Below are 430 nucleotides of genomic sequence, written 5' to 3'. Positions count from 1 at the left end.
CACCATTATGAATTTAAAGGCACAGGGCGCCAAAATTGATGTGTGGGGTGTTGGGACAAAACTGATCACAGCATTCGATCAGCCAGCCCTCGGTGCAGTATATAAGCTGGTGTCCATTGAAGAAAACGGCAAAATGAATGATACCATCAAAATTTCATCCAACCCAGAGAAAGTGACAACACCAGGCCGTAAACGTGTGTACCGGATTATCAATCAATTGAATCATCATTCTGAGGGCGACTACATTGCACTTGAAGAGGAAGATGTTCATAGTGAGGATAAACTAAAAATGTTCCATCCTGTGCATACGTTTATTAGTAAATTCGTGACAAACTTTGTGGCGAAAGATCTTCACGTCCCGATTTTTGATCAAGGAAAACTTGTCTATGACAATCCAGATATTCAAACGATTCAAGCCTACGTGCAGGAC

Annotated in this window: 1 pseudogene; it reads left to right on the top strand. The window is 41.6% G+C overall.

Features of this window, described 5'->3' with window-relative positions:
• A pseudogene (locus GFC01_RS18315) lies at nt 1–430 on the top strand (nicotinate phosphoribosyltransferase); the annotation flags it as partial.

This window comes from Desulfofundulus thermobenzoicus, assembly GCF_009428905.1.
GTDB classification, from domain to species: Bacteria; Bacillota; Desulfotomaculia; order Desulfotomaculales; family Desulfovirgulaceae; genus Desulfofundulus_A; species Desulfofundulus_A thermobenzoicus.
The sequence above is the reverse complement of the archived record's forward strand: the minus strand, read 5'-3'. Positions and strand labels throughout refer to the sequence as shown.